The sequence below is a fragment of the Bifidobacterium olomucense genome, assembly GCF_012932375.1.
Classification (GTDB): domain Bacteria; phylum Actinomycetota; class Actinomycetes; order Actinomycetales; family Bifidobacteriaceae; genus Bifidobacterium; species Bifidobacterium olomucense.
Map to the genome: position 1 here is coordinate 13,337 of NZ_JAAIIG010000009.1, position 21,879 is coordinate 35,215.

General features: G+C 59.0%; 15 protein-coding genes and 1 pseudogene. 10 read left to right on the plus strand and 6 right to left on the minus strand.

Annotation, left to right across the window (positions count from 1 at the left end; all coding sequences use genetic code 11):
• Positions 1–39: 39 nt before the first annotated feature.
• Positions 40–1,053, minus strand: a complete 1,014-nt coding sequence (locus G1C97_RS09150) for a LacI family DNA-binding transcriptional regulator (RefSeq protein ID WP_240951089.1) — start codon at positions 1,051–1,053, stop codon at positions 40–42.
• 173 nt (positions 1,054–1,226) lie between these two features.
• Here G1C97_RS09150 and G1C97_RS09155 point away from each other — a divergent pair, with 173 nt between their 5' ends.
• Both G1C97_RS09155 and lacZ read left to right on the plus strand, forming a co-directional pair.
• A complete protein-coding gene (locus tag G1C97_RS09155; protein WP_169241503.1) occupies positions 1,227–2,567 on the plus strand; it encodes an ABC transporter substrate-binding protein in 1,341 nt (446 codons plus the stop codon).
• A gap of 213 nt (positions 2,568–2,780) precedes the next feature.
• Positions 2,781–6,080: a beta-galactosidase, LacZ type gene (gene lacZ / locus G1C97_RS09160; RefSeq protein WP_169241504.1), complete on the plus strand. Its 3,300-nt coding sequence runs from the start codon at positions 2,781–2,783 to the stop codon at positions 6,078–6,080.
• Between the two features lie 263 nt (positions 6,081–6,343).
• On the opposite strand, the gene gdhA is transcribed toward lacZ, so the two are convergent.
• Entirely contained in the window at positions 6,344–7,690 is a 1,347-nt protein-coding gene (gene gdhA / locus G1C97_RS09165) for an NADP-specific glutamate dehydrogenase (RefSeq protein ID WP_169241505.1), read from the minus strand.
• 166 nt (positions 7,691–7,856) lie between these two features.
• Here gdhA and G1C97_RS12545 point away from each other — a divergent pair.
• From G1C97_RS12545 to G1C97_RS09185, 5 genes and pseudogenes are all read left to right on the plus strand, one after another.
• Positions 7,857–7,922, plus strand: a pseudogene (locus G1C97_RS12545) (zinc-ribbon domain-containing protein); the annotation flags it as partial.
• A gap of 6 nt (positions 7,923–7,928) precedes the next feature.
• Positions 7,929–9,464: a hypothetical protein gene (locus tag G1C97_RS12335; RefSeq protein WP_240951090.1), complete on the plus strand. Its 1,536-nt coding sequence runs from the start codon at positions 7,929–7,931 to the stop codon at positions 9,462–9,464.
• A gap of 132 nt (positions 9,465–9,596) precedes the next feature.
• Positions 9,597–10,226, plus strand: coding sequence for a TetR/AcrR family transcriptional regulator (locus G1C97_RS09175; protein ID WP_205832594.1), 630 nt, complete (start codon positions 9,597–9,599; stop codon positions 10,224–10,226).
• A 280-nt stretch (positions 10,227–10,506) separates the two neighbouring features.
• On the plus strand, positions 10,507–12,756 hold the full coding sequence (locus G1C97_RS09180) for a glycoside hydrolase family 3 protein (protein ID WP_240951091.1): 2,250 nt from the start codon (positions 10,507–10,509) through the stop codon (positions 12,754–12,756).
• A complete protein-coding gene (locus tag G1C97_RS09185) occupies positions 12,753–14,039 on the plus strand; it encodes an MFS transporter (protein ID WP_169241508.1) in 1,287 nt (428 codons plus the stop codon). The genes G1C97_RS09180 and G1C97_RS09185 overlap by 4 nt, the downstream gene beginning before the upstream one ends.
• Positions 14,040–14,275: 236 nt before the next feature.
• On the opposite strand, the gene G1C97_RS09190 is transcribed toward G1C97_RS09185, so the two are convergent.
• Both G1C97_RS09190 and G1C97_RS09195 read right to left on the minus strand, forming a co-directional pair.
• The gene (locus tag G1C97_RS09190; protein WP_169241509.1) at positions 14,276–15,250 is read right to left on the minus strand and encodes a DUF5692 family protein; all 975 of its coding nucleotides are present in this window, start codon (positions 15,248–15,250) and stop codon (positions 14,276–14,278) included.
• Positions 15,251–15,595: 345 nt separating this feature from the next.
• Entirely contained in the window at positions 15,596–15,892 is a 297-nt protein-coding gene (locus G1C97_RS09195) for a hypothetical protein (RefSeq protein WP_169241510.1), read from the minus strand.
• Between the two features lie 1,302 nt (positions 15,893–17,194).
• On the opposite strand from G1C97_RS09195, the gene G1C97_RS09200 reads away from it, so the two are divergent.
• Genes G1C97_RS09200 through G1C97_RS09210 form a run of 3 tightly spaced genes read left to right on the plus strand, consistent with a single transcriptional unit; the run spans position 17,195 to position 18,473 of the window.
• On the plus strand, positions 17,195–17,512 hold the full coding sequence (locus tag G1C97_RS09200) for a helix-turn-helix domain-containing protein (protein ID WP_169241511.1): 318 nt from the start codon (positions 17,195–17,197) through the stop codon (positions 17,510–17,512).
• On the plus strand, positions 17,502–17,873 hold the full coding sequence (locus tag G1C97_RS09205) for a hypothetical protein (RefSeq protein ID WP_169241512.1): 372 nt from the start codon (positions 17,502–17,504) through the stop codon (positions 17,871–17,873). The genes G1C97_RS09200 and G1C97_RS09205 overlap by 11 nt, the downstream gene beginning before the upstream one ends.
• A gap of 3 nt (positions 17,874–17,876) precedes the next feature.
• A complete protein-coding gene (locus tag G1C97_RS09210) occupies positions 17,877–18,473 on the plus strand; it encodes a hypothetical protein (RefSeq protein WP_169241513.1) in 597 nt (198 codons plus the stop codon).
• Between the two features lie 741 nt (positions 18,474–19,214).
• Here G1C97_RS09210 and G1C97_RS09215 read toward each other — a convergent pair.
• Both G1C97_RS09215 and G1C97_RS09220 read right to left on the minus strand, forming a co-directional pair.
• Positions 19,215–20,465 carry a tyrosine-type recombinase/integrase gene (locus G1C97_RS09215; RefSeq protein WP_205832595.1) on the minus strand — a complete coding sequence of 417 codons (1,251 nt, stop codon included), beginning with the start codon at positions 20,463–20,465 and terminating at the stop codon, positions 19,215–19,217.
• Entirely contained in the window at positions 20,462–21,715 is a 1,254-nt protein-coding gene (locus G1C97_RS09220) for a tyrosine-type recombinase/integrase (protein WP_169241514.1), read from the minus strand. The genes G1C97_RS09215 and G1C97_RS09220 overlap by 4 nt, the downstream gene beginning before the upstream one ends.
• Positions 21,716–21,879 lie beyond the last annotated feature (164 nt).

Consider the following 21,879-nt stretch of genomic DNA (forward strand, 5'->3'; position numbering starts at 1 on the left):
CGCATAAAACGCTAAAAGAGGTGCCGTCAATCGTCACCATCACGCGGATTGACGTTCGACGATTGATGTCGGCAGCAGCTTGACGTACCCGTGTTCCACTTTGGTGCCTTTCATCATGGAGAGCACCAGTTCGGCCATCGTCCGCCCGTGCAGACGCGAATCCTGACGCACCGTGGTGATTTTCGGATTCGACAGAACAGCCAGTGGAGAGTCGTCAAAGCCGGTCACGGCGATATCGTCCGGTACCCGATACCCGAAGCGGGTGAGCTGGTTGATCACGCCGATGGCGATATCGTCGTTGGCGCACACGATGCCATCCAGCTCGCCAAGCATCGGCTGGAATGCCACGGCCGCCATCTCGCCGCTGTTCATTTCCCAGTCGTCCGAGTAATAGACCTTGTTTTCGTCGAACCGCTCCCCCATGGCCTGCCGGAAGCCTTTAAGACGGTTGACTGCGGATGGTGAGTAGCCCGGTCCGCAGATATACGCCAAGCGTTCGCGGCCTTTGTGCAGCAGATATTCGGTGATTTGGCGCTGGCCATCGGCGTTGGTGAAGTCCACGGTCGGGAACTGCCATTCGTTGTTATTGCTGACTTCCGACACCACCACCGGACTGTCGGTATTGAGAAAGGCTTCGGCAAGTGCGTCATCCTCGCTCAGGGAGAACAGCAGATAGCCGTCCGCGAAATCGCTGTTGACCAACTGTGCGATGCGTCGGGTGGAGGCTTCGGTGTTGGCGATCAGCGTAACCATCTGGTAGTCGGCGTCGCCGATGGTTTGATTGGCGCTGGCCATCGCCTCGGACACACTGGCCTGAATCAGGGTTTCGTTGGACTCCACTTGGATCACCAAAGCGATGGTTTGGGTACGTTGCTGGGCGAGGGAACGGGCCGCCTGATTGGGGGTGTACTGAGCGGCTTCGATGGCTTTGGCGATACGTTCGGCGGCGGCCGTGGAAACGTGCGTATTGCCGTTGAGGTACCGGGAGACGGTGCCGTAGGACACTCCGGCCAATTGCGCCACGTCGCGAATGGTCGCTTTCTTACCTGCCATGATCATATGCCAATCGTATATTCGTCGCTTACCTGATGCTCGCCGGCTGTGGGGCAACACATGATGCAACACGCTGTTGTGACCGGTTACACAATGGAGTATAGTACGAAATGTAACCGGTCACACGGTGTGTTGTGCGGCCAAACATAAGCTCGATGAGGAGGAAGGCAACAATGAGCTTGTCAATGAAGAAGGCTGTGGCCATACTCGGCGCTGCGGCAATGATGGTGTCCGTCGGCGCATGCGGTTCGTCCAACAACAGCAGCGGTTTCGCAGGAGATGCCAGCGGTGACGTCACGCTGAATCTGTGGGCTTGGGAGCCCACGCTGAAGCCGGTGATCGAGGCGTTCCAGAAGAAGTACCCGAACATCAAGATCGACTTCAACAACACCGGCAAGGCCGATACTACCGTCACCTCGCTCAACAACGCCATTCAGGCCGGCAGCGGCATCCCGGACATCGTGCAGCTCGAATACATGACCCTGCCGCAGTTCGTGATCGGCGAGCAGAGCCAGCTGGCCAACATCAAGGACAAGACCTCCGGCTACGAGGACTTCTACACCCCCGGCACCTGGAACTCCGTGAGCATTAACGGCGGCGTCTACGCGCTGCCGATGGATTCCGGCCCTCAGGCCATGTTCTACAACAAGGACACGTTCGACAAGGCCGGCGTGACCGAAGTGCCGAAGACCTGGGACGAATACTATGAGGCCGCCAAGAAGATTCGTGCGCTGGGCAGCAACTACTACATCACCGCCGACGCCGGTGATATCAAGGTGATGACCGCCTTCCTGTGGCAGGCCGGCGCCAAGCCGTACGAATCCGAGGGCGAGAACGTGACGATCAACTTCAAGTCCGATCCCAAGGTGAAGACGGTTGCCGAATTCTGGCAGAAGATGATCGACGAAGACCTCATCAACACCAAGGTGGCCACTTGGGCCGACGAATGGAACCGTGGCATCGGCGACGGCACTATCGCCTCCATCTTCGAAGGCGCTTGGATGCCGGCCAACCTGGTTTCCAACTCCGCAGCCGCCAAGGGCAACATGCGTGTGGCCCTGCAGCCGAACTGGGATGCTTCCAAGCCGTCCAACGGTGAGAACGGTGGCTCCGCGCTGGCCGTGACCGCCGCCTCCAAGAACCAGGATGCCGCCTTCAAGTTCATCGAGTTCGCCAACCACAGCTCGGAGGGCATCAAGATTCGTACCGATGGCGGTGCCTTCCCGGCCGACAAGGCCACGCTGAAGGATGCCGACTTCCTCAAGGGCTCCGATGATGTGCGCGCCTACTTTGGCGATCAGGACTACAACCAGGTGCTTGCCGAGGCCGCCAACCAGGTGACCGAAACCTTCCAGTTCCTGCCCTACGCAGGTCAGGCCAACTCCATTTACGGCGATTACGTGGGCAAGGCGTACACCGACAAGTCCACCACGCTGGTGAAGGGCCTCGCCGCCTTCCAGGATGCACTGGTCAAGTACGGCAGCGATCAGGGCTTCAACGTCAAGGAGGGCTGAGCCTACAGTCCGTCATCAATTGAAAACTTCATCATCTCCTTCCGCAGCCGGGGTTGTAGTCATGCAATCCCGGCTGTTCCTTTGCCGGCTTGGCTTGGCCTCCAAGTCGTACTGGTGTTTGTGATTACATTGCGTACAGCGATATCACGTGCGAAACTTCAGCGTGACGTGCGTCGGTGTGAAGCTTCGGAAGCTTCAAGAAAGGTATTGATTATGTCTGATGCAGTGAAGATTGCGCAATCCGCGGGAATTGCACCGGCGATTGCGCAGGCCGATCGATTCGATCCGGCTTGGCTGACCGACCCGCGCGTGTTCGCGGTCAACCGGCTCGCCGCGCACTCCAGCCACCGGTTCTACGATCACGCACCGGCGGCCGGCGAGACCAGCGATCTGACGCAAAGTCTCGACGGTACCTGGCGTGTGACTGTCACTGATCTGGCTGACTGGGCCGATCTGGCGGATGTGGAGGACGGCGCCGAAGAACTGACGGACGCCACGTTCGCCCGCCCGGCCTTCCCCGATGATGATTTCGACACGATCGACGTACCTTCCACACTGGAGACCCGAGGCTTCCTCAAGCACAAGTACGTGAACCAGCAGTACCCGTGGTCGGGGCACGAAGAGCCTGAAGCCCCCGGTATTCCCGAGCACAACCATGTGGCGCTATACCGTTGTAAGTTCACGTTGAGTCCGAAAGTGGAAGCCGCTGTGGACGCCGGCAATCCAGTCACCCTCATCTTCCACGGTGCCGCCACGGCCATCGCCGTGTGGCTTGACGGCACATTCATCGGCTATGCCGAAGACTCCTACACGCCCAGCGAATTCGACGTCACCGCGGCGCTGAGGGGCGGTGTTGCCGGCGCTGCTGATGTGGCGTCTGCCGTATCCGACGAGCATGTGCTGGCCGTCGCGGTATTCGAATTCACCTCCGCCAGTTGGTTGGAGGATCAGGACTTCTGGCGTATGCATGGTCTGTTCCGTTCGGTGGAACTCGCGGCCCAGCCGGCGGTTCACATTCAGGATCTGCGCGTTACCGCCGACTACGATGTTGCCGCTGGCGAAGGCGATCTGAGCGTTGATGCATTCGTACGCAATATCGCTGGCGCAAATAGTTTTGAGGCTGTGTTGACGAATGCCGCCGGTGCCGAAGTGTGGCGAAACAGCATTGCTGATATGCCCGCCATCGAGAACTTTGACGACTCCCCTATCGCCATCAGTTGGAAGGCGAACGTCGGCACTGTGAACCCGTGGAGTGCCGAGGAGCCGACCCTGTACACATTGACCATCACCGCACTGGATGCGGACGGCCGTGTGATCGAAGCGGTCCCCCAGCGCGTCGGCTTCCGTCACTTCGCCATCGAAGACGGACTGATGAAGCTCAACGGCAAGCGCATCGTCTTCAAGGGCGTCAACCGTCACGAATTCGATGCGCGCGAAGGCCGCGCGGTATCCGAAGCCGTGATGCTCAAGGACATCCGCGAATTCAAGCGGCTCAACATCAATGCCGTGCGCACCAGCCACTACCCCAACCAGACTCGCTGGTATGAGCTGTGCGACGAATACGGCATCTACGTGATCGACGAAACCAACCTCGAAACCCACGGCACATGGAGCAACGGCGACGGTTCGTTCAGCCCGGCCACCGCCATCCCCGGCAGTCATGACGAATGGCGAGCGGCCTGCGTGGACCGCCTGAACAGCATGATGCGTCGCGACTGGAATCATCCGAGCGTCATCATCTGGTCGCTGGGCAACGAGTCGTACGGCGGCGACGTATTCCGTTCGATGCGTGACTTCGTGCATGCCAACGACCCCGCCCGTCCTGTGCATTACGAAAGCGTGTTCAACGATCCCGAGTACAGCGACGTTACGGACATCATGAGCCGTATGTATGCCAAACCGGACGAAATCAAGGATCTGTACCTCTTCGGCGACGATCAGAAGCCGTACATTTCGTGCGAATACGCGCACTCGATGGGCAACTCCACCGGCGGCCTGCACCTGTACACCGAACTTGAGCAGTACCCGAAATATCAGGGCGGCTTCATCTGGGATTACGTCGATCAGGCCCTGTTCCAGCGGCTCGGCGACGGCACCGAGCGACTTGCGTACGGCGGTGACTTCGAAGACCGTCCCACCGACTACGAATTCAGCGGCAACGGCATTGTGTTCGCCGACCGTACGCCTACCCCTAAGGCGCAGGAAGTCAAACAGCTGTACGCGAACGTGCAGCTATTGCCGGATGAGTCGGGCGTGACGATCACGAACGACAACCTGTTCATCTCCACGGCCGGCTTCGTGTTCACCGCGCGCGTGTTGGTGGATGGTGTGGAGCGTTGGCATGCCGACTACCGATTCGATGTGCCGGCCGGCGAGAGCGTCCGTGAGCCGATCGCGTTCCCGCGATTGACCGATCTGGCGTCGTTCGCGCAGCTTGCGAGCGGTATCGAAGTGACGTACGAGGTCGATCAGCGTCTCGGCGCGGCTACCGACTGGGCACCTGCCGGTTATGAATTGTCGTTCGGGCAGTACGTGGCGCGTGTGTCGTTCGACGGGGAGACCGGCGCTGATGCTGATGCCGATGCTGATGCGGTGTCGGGTGTTGGCTCGGATATGAACTTCGCGTTCGTGGCTGAGGACGGGTTCAACGCCGGAATTCACAACGACTCCGGCGAAGTGCTGCTGTCCAAGTCGGCCGGCGGCATCGTTTCATTCGTGCGAGACGGTCGCGAGATGGTGATCCGCCGTCCGAATCTCACGACGTTCCGCGCGTTGGTGGACAACGATCGCGGCAACAAGTCCGGCTTCGACCGCGCCCAGTGGTTCGCCGCCGGTCGTTATGCGCGCGTGGTGGACACCCGGATATCCCGTATCGGCGACGGTGACGGATTGGTTGCCGAATACCGGTACGAGCTGGCCGATGTGGCACATACGCCGGTGGTGGTTCGTTATGAGGTGGATGCGTCGCTGCATGTGCACCTGACCGCCGAATACCCGGGCGAGGCCGATGCCTCTACGCTGCCGGCGTTCGGCATTGAATGGATGCTGCCGGCCCGTTACGATCGACTGAAGTTCTACGGATACGGCCCTGAGGAGACCTATGCGGATCGTTTGCACGGTGCCAAGCTGGGTGTGTTCTCGCGTACCGCTCGGCAGGACTTCGCGCCATATCTGGTGCCGCAGGAGACCGGCAATCATGAAGGCGTGCGTTGGGCGGAGATCACCGATGCCGACGGGTTCGGCATGAAGGTGACCGCCGGCGGTGTGGGTGCCGGTGTTGGTGCTGCTGATGCGGCGCCGTTCGCGATGAGCCTGTTGCCGTACAGCTCGCTGATGCTGGAGGAGGCGTTGCATGCCGATGAGCTGCCGCCTGTGCGCCATACGTTCCTGCGCTTGTTGGCCGCTCAGATGGGTGTCGGCGGCGACGACACGTGGGGTGCGCCCGTTCACGATGAATTCCAGCTGCCCGCCGATCAGCCGTTGAAGCTCGACGTGACGTTGGAGCTGCTGTAACTGGAGGTGCGTTCCTCGCGAAAATGTTGCTCTGATCATCCGTCAGTGCAACATTTTCGCGAGAAGCTGTGTGGGCTGTGGATGGGGCTGTGCGCTGTGCCCGATAGCTGCGAAAAAGCCTCGCTGAGCAACCGTCAGTGCAACAAATTCTCGAAATGAGGCCTATAACTGAGAAAAAACCGCACTGAGGATTGCTCAGCGCGGTTTTTTCTCGGAGACCCGTTGACGCGACTATTGCCGCGTCAACGTCACAGCACTCAACGTCACAGCACGCCCTGGGCGACCATCGCGTTGGCCACCTTGACGAAGCCGGCGATGTTGGCGCCGGCCATCAGATCGCCTTCCTCGCCGTATTCCTTGGCGGCGGCTAGGGAAGCGGCCACGATGGACTCCATGATGGACTTGAGCTTGGCATCCACCTCGTCGAAGGTCCAAGACAGACGGTAGCTGTTCTGGCTCATCTCCAGACCGGAGACGGCCACACCACCGGCGTTGGCAGCCTTGGCCGGGCCGTACAGCAGACCGTTGGACTTGTAGACCTCGATGGCTTCGGGGGTGGACGGCATGTTGGCGCCCTCGCACACCACCTTGCAGCCGCCGGCCACGAGGGCCTTGGCGGACTCCTCGTTGATCTCGTTCTGGGTGGCGCACGGCAGGGCGATGTCACACGGCACGGTCCACACGCCGGAGCAACCCTCGTGGTATTCGGCACCCGGCACGCGCTCGGCGTACTCCTTGATGCGGCCACGCTCGACTTCCTTGATCTGCTTGACGACGTCGACCTTGATGCCTTCAGGGTCGTACACGTAGCCGTTGGAATCGGAGACGGTCACGACCTTGGCACCCAGCTGCTCGGCCTTCTGGGCGGCGTAGATCGCCACGTTGCCGGAGCCGGAGATCACCACGGTCTTGCCTTCGAACGAATCGTTCTTCAGCACGCGCAGGGCCTCGGCGGTGTAGTAGCACACGCCGTAACCGGTGGCCTCGGTGCGGGCCAGCGAGCCGCCGAACTCCAGACCCTTGCCGGTCAGGACTCCGGAGTACTCGTCGCGGATGCGCTTGTACTGTCCGAACAGATAGCCGATCTCACGGCCGCCCACGTTGATGTCGCCGGCCGGAACGTCGGTGAACTGGCCGATGTGACGGCACAGCTCGGTCATGAAGGCCTGGCAGAAACGCATGACTTCGGCGTCGGACTTACCCTTCGGGTTGAAGTCGGAGCCGCCCTTGCCGCCGCCCATCGGCAGCGTGGTGAGGCTGTTCTTCAGAATCTGCTCGAAGCCGAGGAACTTGATAACGCCTTCGTTGACGGTCGGGTGGAAGCGCAGGCCGCCCTTGTACGGGCCGATGGCGGAGTTGAACTGCACGCGGTAGCCGCGGTTGACCTGCACCTTGCCTTCGTCATCGGTCCAGGCCACGCGGAACTTGACCACGCGCTCCGGCTCGACCAGGCGCTCAAGCACGCCGTTCTTCTCGTATTCCGGGTGCTTGGCAATAACCGGCTGGAGGGTGTCCAGCACCTCGTAGACTGCCTGCAGGAATTCCGGCTGATCGCCATCGCGGGCCACGACCTGATCGTATACACGCTTGACGTACTCGTCAGTGAGCATAATTCTCCCTAAGGGTTCGGTAATCAATAAGACGATTTCATTGTAGGTGTGGGGCGCTGGCTTGCCAAGAGGTCCGCCCGGATAACGGGAAGCGGCCGGAAGACGCTGGAAGCGGTAAAATCGTGCGTAAGCGGTAATCAGACCGGTTGGGGGAATGGAGAGAACAATGTCGTACTGTACTCATTGTGGCAATCGAATTGATGGTTCAGCGCGATTCTGCACGGTGTGCGGCGCCGCTGTGACTACTGCACCGGCACCCACTGCACCGGCGCCCACTGCACAGACACCGGCACCAGCCGCGTCCGCCATGCCGCCGGCACCTACGATGCCAACGCCGGCTCCCGCAGTGCCGCCGGCCTCCCCTGTCCGTGCCACTACCCCGCTGCCTTCCGCAGTGCCGCCCGTCGCGCCTGCCGCACAACGCACGTCATACGCAACGTCCGCACCTACGACCGCGATTCCCGCTCCGGCAGCCGCTCCGGCATATCAGTCGCCGCAGCAGACGCCGCAGCAAACGCAGGTGATGCCACCGGTCGCCGCGACCCCCCCGTCGTTCATCCCGGCAGCAAGCCCGATCGCCCCAGGTGCTGCCGCCATGCCCGCCGGTCCAGCCGCGGCCGTTGCGATCGCCCCGCGCAAATCCCACAAGAAGCTCTTGGCCGCCATCTCCGCCTTGATCGCGGTGATTCTGGTGGCCGCACTGGCATTCATCATCCCCAACTTCACCGCCATCAAAGCATTGCTGGGCTTCCGCCCTACCAATCCGTTGGTCGTCACCTTCGATGCCGTCAATTCGCTGTCTACGTTGCGCAGCACCAAGTTTGAAATCAGAACGAACAGCAGCACGGACGGGGAGTTGGATATGAAGGGCTCCGGCATGTATTCGCTGGGCCGCACCACCGACGAATCCTCCGCCTCGCTCAGTTTCAAGAACGATTCGCAGTCGGTATCCCTCGCTTGGTACAAGGGAGACATCGCCGGCAAAAGCGCGTGGTCGTGGGCCGGTGACAAGCCGTATTACATCTACTATCCGTCCGATCAATACGAAGACGATCTCAAGAGCACGGTCGGCAGCGACTGGGCAGACCTGATCCTGAACGTCAAGGACGCGGTGGTCAAGAACGGTTCCTGGGACATCGACGGTGCGGAAAAGACGTTCTACGATGAGCTGAGCAAAATCAACGGCGACGAATACTCGGACGATATCGACCGCGCCAAAGAAACGAAACCATCCGACGATGTGAAGGCCGAGGCCAAGAAATTCTCCCAGCAGTACTTCGGCGTGGAGCTGGAAAACAAGGACGTGCGCGCCCAACTGTTCCCGAACACGACCTCCGTCAAATCCTCCGGCAATACGCAACTGTCGTACGAAATCGACGTGAAGGCGCTGTCCCAGCATTTCGTGAATTACTGGACCGCGCACGAAGCCGAGTACCCGCGGCTGAAGTCGTGGATAATCCAGCAAATCGAGGCTTCCGGCACGAGCGATGCCGAGGACAAGTACCGTCAGGCGCTCGACGACGTGCGCAACTGGGATTTCGGCACCGATGAGGACGTGGAGATGCCGACCATCAAGGTGGACCTGAACTACGGCAAGAAGCGTCTGATGAACTCGATTTCGATCAGCGTCTCAGGAGAGGACAGCTACTACGGCTCCTATGACGGGTCGTTGTCGCTGACGCTGAGCCAGCAGAACGCGGTATCCGTGGACGACTCCGATCTGACCGATCTGGTGAACAAGGCCAAGGACAACAACGAACTTCATCTGTCCTGAAATGGAGTACCTGTCGCGCTGCGCATGACGGTGCGTTACGTGGTGTTGCGTGGCGCTGCACGACGTACGTGGCGTTACGGAACGCCGGCAGGTAGTATGGCGGCGTAGCGAAACGGCGATGAAAGGATGGCAATGGCACGTCGGGCAGATGAAGGCGGCACCAACGCACCTCAATCCCGACTGGCACCGGCCGAACGCCGTGAGCAGATTATCGAAGCGGCCTCCCGCGTCATCGCCCAGAACGGCTTCTGGGGGTTCGCAGTGCGGCAGGTGGCGGACGAATGCGGGCTGACCGAGCCGGCCGTCATCTACCATTTCAAAAACAAGGTCGGTCTGTTGATCGCCGTGCTGGAGCATCGCGATCGGGAAGACATGACCATATTCGCCCATACGCTCGGCGTCGAGGCCGAAGACGTGTGGAATGGCGCGGTGGATTTCGGCATCCGCGAACTGTGTGCGGCACTGGTGGCCCGCAACGTGGCGCAGCCTGAGATGGTGCGTCTCTACACCGTACTGCAGGGCGAATCGCTCAACGACCATCATCCGGCATACCAGTACTTCCAGCGGCGTGAGGAGCGCGTTCTGGGTAATTTGACTCGCGCCGCCGAGCGTGACGGCATCGAGAATCCACGCCGTGAAGCGCTCGCCGCACTGTCCATGATGGACGGCATCCAGGTGCGTTGGTTGCGTGAGCCTGACGCCGTGGATCTCGTCGCCGAATGGAATGCGTACGCTGATTCGCGCTGGCCGCGTCGCGACTGACTGGCTGTCTCCCGTACGACTATCGCTTATCGTTCGTTGCTGTATCGTTCTCGACTATCGCCTTGCTGTCGTTTGGCCAGCTGTCTCACCGGCGTGCGGCTGTTGCCGGACGGTCGCCCAACTGCCTCCCGTACGGTCGGCGTGTCGCCTCGTAAGTCTTGATTTTCAACGTTTCCTGACGTTTGTCGCATTTTTAATTAACTGCACAGTAAATAAGTGATATAGTAATACTCACGTAATTAACCACGAAGTTAATTAACGAATGTCGGTAAGGAACTCGATGACGAGGCAGGCGACCATGACCAGCGATAATTCATCAGAACGCAACGCGTTTGACGCAGCCGTCGTTTCCGTACGTGCAGGAGCCAGCGCCGAACGCGCGGCCCGCGAACTCTACGACAAACTCACTGAGGACGAACGCCTGAACCTGCTGGACGGCGACGTCTACTACTGGAGCGGACGACTGGATATCGTCCGCCACGGATACAACATCAAGCCATATGTGATGGGTGCCATCGACCGTCTTGGCATTCCCGGCATCCGATTTGTGGACGGTCCGCGCGGTTGCGTGGCCGGCAACGGCACCGCCTTCCCGGTTTCCATGGCCCGCGGCGCCACATGGGACACCGAACTGGAAGAGCGGGTGGGTCACGCCATCGGCGAAGAGGTGCGCGAACAGGGCGGCAACCTTTTCGGTGGCGTATGCATCAACCTGCCCCGCCACCCCGCTTGGGGGCGCGTGCAGGAAACCTACTCCGACCAGCCGGTGCTGCTCGGCCAGATGGGTGCTGCGATCACGCGCGGCGTGAAGTCCAACGCCATCGCCTGCGCCAAGCACTTCGCCTGCAACTCGATGGAAAACGCACGCTTCAAAGTGGATGTGACCGTGGATGAAGCCACATTCCACGAGGTCTACGCGCCGCATTTCAAGCGCACCATCGAAGCCGGCGCCCAAGCGGTGATGACCGCTTACAACTCGGTCAACGGCGAATACTGCGGCCAGAACAGCTGGCTGATCGACCAGACGCTGCGCCGCGACTGGGGCTTCACCGGCATCGCGGTCTCCGACTTCGTGTGGGGTCTGCGCGACGTAGCCAAATCCGTCAAGGCTGGTCTTGATATCGAAGAGCCGTTCCATCAGCAGCGCTACACCAAGCTTCGTGCCGCCATGGAGCGCGGCGAGGCCGACTGGTCCGACGTGCGCGCGGCGGGCGAACGCATCCTTGCCACGCAGCTGCGCTTCTACGCCCAGCGCGCGGCCGCCGAGCCTCACGGCACGATGGCCGACGCCGAGCATGTGGCCTTGGCCCGTACCGTGGCTGAGCGTGCAGCCGTGCTGCTGAAGAATGACGGTGTTGTGGCTGATGACAATGCCGCCGCCGTTCCCGCCGCATCCGCACTGCCGCTTCGCCCCACCGCGGATCTCAAGCGCGTGGCCGTGTTCGGTCGCATCGCCGACAAGCCCAACACCGGCGACGAGGGCTCCTCCAAGGTGCGCGCCCCGTACGTCGTCACCCCGCTGCAGGGCTTGCGCGAGATCTACGGCGACGATGTGGTGGGCTATCGTGCGGACGAAGCCCCTGCAATCGCCGCCAAACGTGCCGCTCGTGCGGATGCCGCCGTGGTGGTGGTCGGATACACCGCCAACGATGAAGGCGAGTACCTGAAGTCCGTCGTCTCCCCCGACATGCTGCCCCTGCTGCCCGAACCGGTAACCGACGAACAGAAGGAAGCCAAAGCCGGATGCCAAGCCTTCATGAAGGAAGGCATGAGCACCTTCGGCTCCGACGCCGAGGGCGGCGACCGCCACAGCCTGCGCCTCTTGGCCGAGGACGTGGAACTCATCCGTGCCGTTTCCGCCGCCAATCCGCGCACGATCGTGGTGGTAGTGGCCGCCGGTGCCGTGCTGATGGACGAGTGGATCAACGAGCCCGCCGCCGTGCTGCTCGGCTGGTACTCGGGTATGGAAGGCGGTCATGCGCTGGCCGACATCATCGCCGGCAACGTCGATCCGTCCGGTCGACTGCCCTACTCGATTCCGGCCAGCGAGGAGGATCTCCCTCCGTTCGATTCGGACGCCACCGCCGCGACCTATGACCGCTGGTACGGCCAGCGACTGATCCAGCATCGCGGTTCGAAAGCCCTGTTCCCGCTGGGCTATGGCCTGTCCTATCAGACCTACGGCATCGAGGAGTCGCCGCGTCTGCTCGATCTCGACCGTTCTCATCAGACGGCCATTATGCAAGTTTCCGTTCGCAACGAAGGCGATTGCGACGGCCGCCACGTCGTGCAGGTGTACGGCACCCTGCTGGAAGGCGAGCGGGCCGGGGAGCGCGAGCTGCTCGGATTCGCCTCGGCCCAGGTGCCCGCGCATTCTACGACGCAGGTCAAGGTTGCACTCGATCTGTCGGCGATCGGCCGATGGAACAACGAAACGCGAACTCTCGCGCTTCCCCAAGGAACAATGCGCATCGAGGCGTCGTCGTACTGGGGCGATCCTGATGCATCGACAATGGAGGTCGAACTGTGAGCAACGTAGCCACTACCACATCAACCGCGCCGGGACAGCCGGTGTGGACCGGAACCGTCAGCGACGAGGAGCAGAGCAAGGCGCCATGGATCGTCGGCGTGGCATTGGTGCTGGGCTGCTTCCTGTGGATGGGCCCGTACATGGGCGTCAACGTGGTGCTGCTGCCGGCCAAAACCGCTGAGCTCGCCGGCGATTCCAAGGCGGCTGTTGTGGCCGCGCTGTCCACCAGCGCCATGATCGTTGCCGCCATCGCCAACATTCTTTTCGGTGCGCTTTCTGACCTGACCCGTTCGCGCTGGGGCCGTCGTACGCCGTGGATCGTGTGCGGCTCCGTGCTTGCCGCCGCCTCGATGATGCTGGTCAACGTCGCCACCAACGTGGCGATGCTGATCGTGACCTGGTGCGTCTACCAGTGCTTCCTCAACGCCATCATCGCCCCGCTGATCGCCGTACTCGCCGACCGTACCGCCCCGAAGTTCCGCGGTGCCATCACCTCGATGTACGCGCTCGGCTATTCGGTGGGCATCTACACCGGTCAGATGATCGGCGCCCGCTTCCTGACCAATGTGACCCTCGGCTTCATCGTCCTGTCCGTACTGACCCTGCTTTCCGGCCCTATCGCCGCCGTGCTGATGCGTGAGCCCTCCAGCCTGGCCATGCCGAAGAAGTCCTTCGACTCCAAGGTGTTCGTCGAGCACTTCACCTTCCCGGTCAAGGGTTGCCGTGACTACTACCTGGCACTGTTCGGCAAGTTCCTGATCGTGGCCGCCAAGTTCGCCATCTCCGGCTTCCAGCTGTACATCCTCATGGATTACATGAACCAGACCAAGGAAGGCGCCGCTGGCTACGTGACGATCATGTCCATGTGCATGATGGTCACCGCCATCGTGATGACCATCATCTCCGGCCCGATCGCCGACAAGATCGGCAGCCGTAAGCTTCCGGTGATCGTTTCCTCCCTGCTGGTGGCCGTCGGCTCCATCATCCCGTTCTTCTCGAACGACCCGCACATGATGATCGCGTACGCTCTCGTGGCCGGTACCGGCATGGGCGCCTACAACTCGGTTGACCAGGCGCTGAACGTGGACGTGCTGCCGAACAAGGAGACCGCCGCCAAGGATCTGGGCATCCTGAACCTCGCCAACACCGGCGGACAGGTGCTCGGCCCGGTACTTGCCGCCGCCCTGATCCAGTCGATCGGCTACCACGCGCTGTTCCCGTTGGCCGCCGTGTGCTCGCTGATCGGCGCGGTGCTGATCGTCTTCATCAAGTCGGTGAAGTAGTCAAGCCGCTCGTTCCTTTCGATTCTTTCTTTCCCCTTCCTTCCCATACACCAAACGGGGCGGTCCCGGTCGAATCGACGATATGAATCGTTCGATCCGACGAGGACCGCCCCGTTTGGCGTTGTTTTATGTTGTTTTGTTTTCGTTGTTGGCGTTGTTGCCTGTTCTGGCCGGCTCGGGCGTCACGCGACAATTTGAACGTCACGCGACGCCGAGCGACGGCAGTCGTGAGGTAATCACGCGGCGCGGGCGATGGCCTGCTCAAAGTCCTTGGTGCCCTTGAACACTTCCTGCATCCACGGGTTGATGCCCTGCTTCTTGGCGCGGATGAGGATGTAGCCCAGTGCCAGCACGTTGGCAACCAGCGCGATCAGCGAGACCACGAGATTCACGTTCGGGTTGTTCACGGACTGGGTAGAGAACACGGAGTAATCCTGGAACATCGGGAACACCTGAGCGAACATGCACCAGATGGCCAGCGTGAAGGCACGGTTCTGAATCCAGCCGCCCTTGTTCCAGAAGAAGTTGGCCACGGTCGGGGCCAGCAGCAGTGCGAGGCCGCAGTACCAGGAGTGGGTGGGCAGGCAGTTGTAGGTGTAGCAGAAGTTCCACAGATCGTAGGCCACGATGAACACCCAGGTCATGTCCGGCCAGAGCATGTCGTCCTTCTTCTTGGAGGCGTAGATGCCGAACCAGCCGGTCATGCAGAAGATGTTGAGGATGCCGGCCACACCGTTGAACACGTTGTGCCAGCCGCCGTACAGGGTCACGCCTTCGGTGGAGACCCAAGTGCCGCCCCAGCCACGGATGGCGGATTCAAAGTCGGAGACCACGGCGATGAGGATGTTGATGGCCACGATCACGAACGGGAAGCACTTGAACCAGTGGGATTTGCCGATGGAGCCCCACTTGTATTTGAGGGCCATGAAGCCGATGCAGCCGGCGGTGGCGGCATACAGCTTGGCGTAGTGGAACCAGCTGGTCATATGCACGTACGTCGGGTTGTTCAAGGCCCACTCGGCACCCATGGCGGCGGCAGTGTAGATGGTGATGAAATAGACGGTCAGGATCGCCGGCACGATGAGGAAGGCGATCACGCCGCCGGTTTTGGTGCGGCGGGCCAGTTCGTTGGCACCGATGAGGCAGCAGAAGACGAGGATCCATCCGATCCACTGATAGACGGCGGTATCGCCGTAGACCTGAAACAGCATTGCGGTCCTTTCTTGGGTGCATCGGATCGGTTGCGACCGTAGTGCTGTTGCGCTGCGCTGCGGTAACTGTTCCGATGCGGTTATGGTTACGCTCGTCGTCCCGCGCTGGACGTCGGGTGTCTGACGCCGGCGAGACATCTGCCGCACGTTGTTGTGCCGCCGATGTTGACGAAGCGTCAATTTCTCTCGTAGCATAGTGTAAACCCTGCTTTGACGCTGTGTCAAAAAGTGGGGTGTTTGTGGTTGTGGGTACTCGCGTGCATTTGTCGTAATCGCCATATCTCAGACAGCCGTTTCGGATCCGGTTCTGTGCTAGTGGTGCCACCGGAGTCGCAGTCGCCGTGCTTATCGTTGTTCAATGACGGTGTGCGTTGATTTGCGGGCTTGCCGGAGATCTATCTCGTTTACGAGGGGCTCCAGAATGACGATACTGCAAGTATCGGCGTTGAAAAACCGCCATTTTCCAACGCTGGTATCTTCGTTTTCCTCGCTGGGCAGCCCCTTGTAAGCAAGATGGCTTTTCGAAAGACCCGAAATCAGCCCCTTGTAAGAGAGATGGGCATGTGCGGCGTTGGTTGACCGCAAGATTGCAGCACCACCCATGAGATACAGCACCGGCATCGGCTGGAACGACTTCCACACACGAATCCACATGAAAACAAACGACTAGAAGCCGAGGTTCAAAACACCACAAAAGGTCCTATAGGCCTGAGATGGGCAAACACCCCGCCCGTCACAGGAACAAACGCCATGCAAGGACAGGACGTGGCCGCCACTCAGAAAGGAGGTAAGACAAACCTAATGCTCCACGAAAGTTCCTATAGGCCGATGAAAACAATAAACCCTTGGAATCGCTGCAATTCCAAGGGTTTCAGGTAGTGGAGCTAGCCGGGTTCGAACCGGCGACCCTCTGCTTGCAAAGTCTTTGTACTTTCACGCTCAAAACCTTATTTTACAGGGGTTTTCGGTTGCCTGTACTCTCGCTTGCATCCCTTGTGCATCCTTAGCCGTGGAAAACGCTTGTTCGGTTGACTGGAATCGAGGAACATAGACGAAAAAACACGGTAAGGTGTGAGGCATGGAAACAAGGGACAACGTGACGTGTTGCGCCACCCATCGTGGCGACCCCGATACGTCATGCCCTGATTGTTGCGCCGTCTTTAATGCGTTTAAAAATCATGACCGTTCGGTTTTGCGGCACCCCAACATTCCTACCCAATGCCCGACGTGTAACGCATACCTGAAGCAATTAGGTGAAAACCGCTGCGCGCGCCGTTCTTCTGTATACCGCAATACGTCTTATGAGATATCTGGTAGACGTAGGCCGAAGGCTATAGCGACGTTCATAGATTCAGAAGAGCGACTTTTTAGAGTCCATGCAAAGAATATTCTCGATAGACATATTCAGGCCGGAACATTTGAGGAACTAGCGAAAACTATAGAAGCCGGTTGCAAAGCTCAGGCTAACGCTCCGTCGTGTTCCGACGTGCTGGACAAATGCAAGGACTTGGGGAACGAAGACAACCGGGAAGCGGTAATAGAATGGCTTGTTTCCATCATTCTCGGTAATGTGACCTATAGAGACTGGGAAACATTTAATTCTATGTTCCGTGCTGGGATACCCGCTATAACGTCTCACGCTAAAGCCCTGTACGCAGTGCCGCCGCTTGCTTGGATTATCGCCGTTATCCTCGCTCTTGCCGAACAACGACGGCTAACCGAGAAACAACACACGGCGGCAAATAAGGCAACTGCCATACTTCCAACTGCTACGCTTCTCATAGTCGCATCCATCCTTGCGCCACGTGCCCCGCAAGGATACCCCGCAAGCGGATACAGCAACCGGGCTGTAGCCGCGCGGGAACATTGCAGCGCCTAACCCGCCTCTAGGCGCGTCCCCGTGGCTGTAGCCCTGTTTTATCTGAAAACAGGGGTTAATTCATCATGCCTAAAAACAAGCGCGTGCCTAAGCTCTTGGCAAGCAAATATGAAGCCGCTGAAATGCTCGGCGTTTCTTCGGTGACTGTGGAACGCATGACCGCTAACGGCGTGCTGCCTGTGGTGCTTATGCCCAGCACGGGCAAGGTAGGCCGTCCGCGCAACATGTACGCCATTGCCGACCTTGAACGCTTCATAGCGGAACACACCGTTACCAAGGAAACACCGAACGCCACCGACCGGGGCAAGTCCAGCCGCAAGAACACGCGCCGCCGTTCCGCCGTCGCCACCCTTCAGGAAATGGGGGTGTGCGATGAAGCGTAACCCAATCGACAAGGAAACAAACCAACTCAAAGGTTACGCGGTTACGTCGCTATACCTGTACATAGCCGAGCAATTCCACCACCACGGCAGAACATACAAACAACTTACCTACGCCGCCTTGGCGCGGCATATCGGTTTGCCGTGGGTAATCACCGGGGATAACGCCCGGCTTATAGTCATGCTGCGCGCCGCCTTGGCAAGAATGGAAGCAATAGGGCTAGTCGGTGTCAAACCGGATACGCACGACACAGTTCTTGTGCGGCTTCTATGTCGCCCCAACAAGCTACGCCGCTACGGCGATGATTACGTTTGGCACGTTTTCGATAGCGAATGGCAACCCGACAATGGCAAGGTGGCTTAGCCTATGGGGTTCATATTGCTAAATACTGCCTATATGCTGCGAGTCCCCTATAACAACCTAGGCGCGCAAATCAAAGCGCCACGGGGTCAACAGCCCCGCGCCGCGCCAAACGTGGAAGCCGCGCACGCATTACGTGAGCGCGACTGGAACATGCTTAATTACCTTGCCGCGAAGTCGGTAGACCCTCAAACCTTCTTAGCCGATAGGCTAATGAAAGACTATGGGGAAAACCCAGATAAATACGACATTAGGGCGCGTCCGTTGCCGTGCTGGGTATGTCGTCCCATATCCGAATTGATAGGCCGCGTGTTGGGCAAGGATAGTGTGACGGGTAGCACCGTGAATATGGCTATGGACAGTTTGCGACGGCTGGAACGCTGCCACTTGCTGCGCCTTCATGGCTCCCGGCGTGGCGACAAGATGCCATTGACCGAACTACTGATTATCGCGCGCGCTGAAGAGTTCGGCGTGCCTGTTGAATATCCAAAGGCGCGGCGCGGCAAAAGTGGCAGTGCTACGAATCTGCCGCCCACCGACTTAGCCGGGAACACTTGGGACGCAGACACGGACGGTGACGGCTGGACTAACCCCGACTGTTAGGTTATCCACATTGAAGCGTGTTAGAAGCTAATCGCAACTACCTAGTTGTTATCGGACAACAACTAGGTAGTTGTTGTAACTGCAACTAGGTAGTTGTTATGAAAGCAACTACCTAGTTGTTAAAAGTGCAACTACCTAGTTGCTTTTTTGCAGTACATATAAGGAATAGAAATATAGTAAGAATCTTATTAGTAGTAATACTTTCGCAATCGCTTACGTTGTGGATAACCTCGCCGCAGTCAAGCCCCGTTTTTTTAGAAGTGACCCCAACGAACACCCCGCGCCTCACCGTTTTGTGTTCCCCACGAGATAAATAAAATGTTTTCACCACGGGATAGGAAAACACGAGTAAAAACAGCGCATGTTCCCCACTACATACGTTATAAGCCATGTTTTTAGGGACTGTATGCCGTTTGGGTTGTTCTCCGTGCTGTCGCTCTCGTGGAATGGCGCTAACGCGCCATAGATTGCTTTAGCTACTTCCCCGCACCCCCCGGTTCCGCGCCGCCCCCCTCACCCCTTCGTGCTGGGATAAACAATTAATACGCTCCATAGAACGTATAACGTAACGGTGGTAAGCGTCATTATGAACAACAGCAACACTAAGAGTTTAAGAAGTAGGCCCAATATGGTGAGTATCGTGCTTAGTCGTTCGATATGCTCAGGCTTCATGTCGAGCATTCTAGACGATTGTCACATATCAACGTGCCACTACTGGGCCTAATGCGAGAGGCGCGGCACTTATCTTGGCACCTTGCTTGCGTATTCCGCCGCAAGCATTCCAGCTAAAGCGCACAATGTGGCCGTATCATGGCAGATATTGCCGCGTATGCGCCCTAAATGGTTGGGCACTAGTTCAATCATGCCCACCTTAGCCAAGCGCCTTGCTGCCGCCCTTACCACGCTGGAACGGCGCGCGTGGCCTATCGCCCGCACCCTGTGCAGCTCGGCGTAATGCTCGGCCAATATGTCGAACGATTGCACGCCTTGCGCACGCCATGCCGCGAAGTCCAATGTGAGCATAAGGGCCATGCGCACCGCCTCGGGCGCGTCGCTTGCCGTTTCCTTGCCGTGCTTGCCGTCATACGGATAACGAATACTGCCGTTAGCTCGCCTCGGCGGTGCCGTCTGCGGTCTCGGCGCACACGGCTTGATATGCTCGCTTTCACCGGGCAGCGCGGCAGCGTTTACCAACGTGCATAATGCGTTATCAGGCAGCGCCACATAATGCTCGGTTACAACGGTGGAAGAATGCCCGAGCGCGTGGGATACCCCCAGCATGTCATGTGATTGTGCGTAAGCCGTAGTAGCGAACCTGTGCCGAAGCTTGTGTGCGCTCCACCCATCAGGCAGCAACCTAGACAAGTGCTTGGATATGTAGGACACTTCCACATGACCGCCAAAACGTCCCGGAAACACATAACCTTTTGCCGCCTGTATACGCTGCGCCATGTTCTCCCTTATGGGCAATATTCGTTGTTTGTCACCCTTGCCGTTGATGACTAACGAATAGCCGTCGTCCCGTGTCACGACATTATCGCTATGCACCTGTGCTATCTCACCTCGCCGTAGTCCATACTCGGCAGCTAACGCCAACATGACGCGCTCCGATTCCGTGGCCTTGCTCATGGCTTCTTCTATGTACTGCTCGGGGCAAGGGCGCGGGTGCGGGTTAGCCATACGCGCACGCGGCACAAACTCGGACAAATCGGCAGCGGTAAAGCCTTCTTGGAAGCACCAGCGAAAGAACGTAACCAGTGCATTGCGTAGGTTCCGGCGCGTGCTTTGCGACTTGCAACGCGCCATAGCCGCCGTAATATGTGACCTGTCTACCTGACTAGGTGGCACGTCCGATTGCTTGGCAAACCTGACCAACTGGGCGCGCCGCGTCTTCAAAGTCTCCGGGCTGAAGCTTTGCGCTTGCCCATATTCCAGAAAACCGATGATAGGTGCGCGCCATGCCTCGGGTATCGGCTGCGGTTTCATGCTCATGCCGCCACCCTTCCGCGTGCTGCGCTCTTGTGTTCCTGTGCCGCGCCGCCTTCTATGACCTTCAGACCTTGGCGCACCTGTTCGCGTGTCTGCGCGTGTTCGGCCAATCGTGACATGTTCGCGGCTATCTGCCGTGTGCGTTCCTCGGTGGCATGTTGGTAAATCAACGCGGCACGTGGGGAGCTATGGCCCATAAGGTTCATAAGTTCCTTGGTGGTGGCTCCAGTCTGTGCCGCGAACGTGGCGCAAGTGTGCCGTAGGTCATGAAAACGCAAATCATCACGTCCCGCTGCCTTGCGTGCCTCTCGAAACGCCTTGCCTAATGAGTTGCTGTTTATGGGCGTGCCTCGCCCTGTGGTGAACACATAAGCATCATTGGTTGTTCCGGTGTATTTTTCCATGTGCTCGGTCAATATCGGCGTGACGTGCGGGGGTAGGAACACCACGCGCCGCCCCGCGCGCGTCTTGGTCGGTTCCTTCTCATACAGCTTGCCGTTAATTCGATAGGTCTGCTTGTCCACATTAAGTCTGTAGGCGTTCTCGCCATCTTCCAGCCTGACTAGAACAACGTCCGCGCGTGTAAGCCCCGCAAGCTCGCTGAAGCGAAGCCCCGACCACGCCGCCACATGGATAAGCGCGCTATAGCGTTCCGGCATGTTGTCGGCAATAACGCCGATTTGCCTAATGGTGGCCGGTTTACGTTCCGCCGTATCCGAAGAAGAAGCGCCCACGATATTGCAAGGGTTGAGGCTGATTGCTTGGTCACGGTAGGCCGTCGCCATGATGGCATGAAGCAACCGGTATGCCTGTGCCGTGCGCGTCTTGCCGGTAGTGTCCTTGCGGGGTATGTCCCCCAAGTCGCGCCGTTGCTCGAAACGTTGCAGCATCCAGCGCCGCCACTTCTTCACCACGTTGGGTGTTATGTCCTTAAGCGGGTAGGCTCCAAGGAACGGCGTTAAATGTTCGTCGATGATACCGGCGTACAGCAGCGCCGTCTTAGGGCGCACCGTCTCTTTTTTATCGACTAGCCAATCTATTGCGTATTCCTCGAACGTCTTAGCCGCCGTCTCCAAGTCGATAAGGCTATTCGTGTTCAGCTTGGCGCGGATATCGGATAGCCAGCTAGCCGCCGCCTGTTTCGTGCTGAAGGTATCCGGCGCGTAACGCCGCGTACCGGCGCTATCGATGTAGGACGCTTGGTAACGTCCCGACCTCATTTGCTGGATTTTCCCAAAACTGCGTTTTTTCATTCCTAAGCCCTCACTTCGGCGTGTCGTGGGTCTAAGGAACTTCAGCGGCTTGCATCCCTTGTGCATCCTTAGACCTGTTGAAATTTGTTGAAATGAGATGAAAACACGCAGAAAATGCGATACAGAAAAACCCTCGGAATCGTTGCAATTCCAAGGGTTTCGGG

Coding starts and splice junctions, on each gene's coding strand:
- G1C97_RS09175 (WP_205832594.1), top strand. CDS start 9,597: ATGGCACGTCGGGCAGATGAAGGCGGCACCAACGCACCTCAATCCCGA.
- gdhA (WP_169241505.1), bottom strand. CDS start 7,690: ATGCTCACTGACGAGTACGTCAAGCGTGTATACGATCAGGTCGTGGCC.
- G1C97_RS09205 (WP_169241512.1), top strand. CDS start 17,502: ATGAAGCGTAACCCAATCGACAAGGAAACAAACCAACTCAAAGGTTAC.
- lacZ (WP_169241504.1), top strand. CDS start 2,781: ATGTCTGATGCAGTGAAGATTGCGCAATCCGCGGGAATTGCACCGGCG.
- G1C97_RS09155 (WP_169241503.1), top strand. CDS start 1,227: ATGAGCTTGTCAATGAAGAAGGCTGTGGCCATACTCGGCGCTGCGGCA.
- G1C97_RS09215 (WP_205832595.1), bottom strand. CDS start 20,465: ATGAGCATGAAACCGCAGCCGATACCCGAGGCATGGCGCGCACCTATC.
- G1C97_RS09220 (WP_169241514.1), bottom strand. CDS start 21,715: ATGAAAAAACGCAGTTTTGGGAAAATCCAGCAAATGAGGTCGGGACGT.
- G1C97_RS09180 (WP_240951091.1), top strand. CDS start 10,507: ATGACGAGGCAGGCGACCATGACCAGCGATAATTCATCAGAACGCAAC.
- G1C97_RS09150 (WP_240951089.1), bottom strand. CDS start 1,053: ATGGCAGGTAAGAAAGCGACCATTCGCGACGTGGCGCAATTGGCCGGA.
- G1C97_RS09190 (WP_169241509.1), bottom strand. CDS start 15,250: ATGCTGTTTCAGGTCTACGGCGATACCGCCGTCTATCAGTGGATCGGA.
- G1C97_RS09210 (WP_169241513.1), top strand. CDS start 17,877: ATGGGGTTCATATTGCTAAATACTGCCTATATGCTGCGAGTCCCCTAT.
- G1C97_RS09200 (WP_169241511.1), top strand. CDS start 17,195: ATGCCTAAAAACAAGCGCGTGCCTAAGCTCTTGGCAAGCAAATATGAA.